Source organism: Puniceicoccus vermicola (genome assembly GCF_014230055.1).
Lineage (GTDB): Bacteria > Verrucomicrobiota > Verrucomicrobiia > Opitutales > Puniceicoccaceae > Puniceicoccus > Puniceicoccus vermicola.
On sequence record NZ_JACHVA010000008.1, the window covers coordinates 1 to 1,511 of the forward strand.

Here is a 1,511-nt window from a genome sequence, read left to right on the forward strand (position 1 = left end):
GTGGGGCGACGAAACGGCCATCAAGCCGGAATGCCATTTTCGAAGAAGCTTCTCGCCCAAAGGAGTCACTCCAGTCGTACGCCAATCGGCCAAACGTTTCCATTCGAGCCTCATCAGCGCCATCAACAACCAAGGAAAAATGCAGTGGATGCCGCTGAAGGAGGCGATCAACTCCGAGACCTTCCTGAAGTTCCTCCGGCAACTGGTTAAGTTCAGGAAGCGTAAGATCATCCTGATCGTCGATAACCTGCGGGTCCACCACAGCAAGCCCGTCAAGGAGTGGTTGGAGCAAAACACCCATCGCATCGAACTCGTATTCCTTCCAGCCTACAGCCCCGAGCTCAACCCGGACGAATACCTGAACAACTACTTGAAGCAGACCGTGACCGCAGAAGAAAGGCTCACCGACAAAGTCGAACTCGATGCAACCGTGAAGGTGAAAATGTTCCTGCTCGGGATCAGAAAACATCTCGTAAAATCCTTCTTCCGTCATCCTGCGGTCCAATATGCAGGCCTATCACCTATTTGATTAGCCGAGTAATAACCTGTATCGATATTCCCCGGCTATCTATGTAATCTTCATTCATTGAAAAATCACGGTCATCATAATTTCCTGAAATGGGGGCTGTCCCAATATTCAACAATGCATCCTTTATGAATGCATGAACCTCCCAATATTCTTTTGAAAAATCACCCTCCGAAAAATCTTTGGAATATGTAGGCGGATTATAGTGACGTTCAAGAAGGTCATCTATCGTCGATTCATTGACTATTCGGTACTTCATCTCTACCTCAACTACTGAGTCCCATAGAGCTGCCCCAAGGACGTCAGGTAGTATGAGCTTTGGACAGCCGGATTCGAGTTGGGATCGGGATTGGATTTCACTCAATCTTTAGATTTTGCGTTTGCCTTTTTTTTTTGCCGTCCGCTCGCGATATCAAAATAACCCTGGGATTGGATTTTATCCGTAAGCGCCCAGCGCCCCAAAAAGTGACACAGATCGTTCAGAAAAACGCCTTATCTAAGTCCCATTGGGGTCAGACCACAATGGCACTTAGATAAGGCTGGATTCATGGATTTTGTATTGCCAGAAAGCAGACAGGGATCGCCCTAGGCGATGGATTCTGCAAGCTTTTGGTGTGCAACAAAACAACCTGTTTCTTCCCGGTTTTCACCGCGCCTTTGGGCGAAGCCCTAAATCTGCCCTCAAGAGGCTTGAGGATAGTCGCAATTCGATCATGAAGGGTCTTCCGGGTCAACTGCCGTATGTTTTCGAGGAGGCGTTGCCTTTGGAATCGATTCCGAAGCGTTCGAAGGAACGCGATCGTGGGTTCTCTTCGGCGGTTACGGTTTGGCACATGATCAGTCAGGGCATGGGATCGGGCACTCTTCGAGCGGGGTTGGTGGAGATCAATGCCACCTTGAGGTCCATGGGCAAGGAAAAGCTCTCGAGCAAAACCGGAGGCCTCTGTCAGGCTCGACAGCGTTTGCCCGAATCGACCGTATGCGC

Annotated in this window: 3 protein-coding genes; 2 read left to right on the top strand and 1 reads right to left on the bottom strand. The window is 49.6% G+C overall.

Annotated elements, in window-relative coordinates:
* The coding region (locus H5P30_RS00515; protein WP_185690989.1) for an IS630 family transposase at nt 1–529 on the top strand (529 nt) is incomplete at its 5' end.
* On the opposite strand, the gene H5P30_RS00520 is transcribed toward H5P30_RS00515, so the two are convergent.
* Complete coding sequence (locus tag H5P30_RS00520) at nt 522–890, bottom strand: hypothetical protein (RefSeq protein WP_185691014.1); 369 nt, start codon at nt 888–890, stop codon at nt 522–524. The genes H5P30_RS00515 and H5P30_RS00520 overlap by 8 nt on opposite strands.
* 250 nt (nt 891–1,140) lie before the next feature.
* Between H5P30_RS00520 and H5P30_RS00525 the strand changes: the two genes are divergently transcribed.
* A partial coding sequence (locus H5P30_RS00525; protein ID WP_185691015.1) for a hypothetical protein occupies nt 1,141–1,511 on the top strand: 371 nt, incomplete at its 3' end.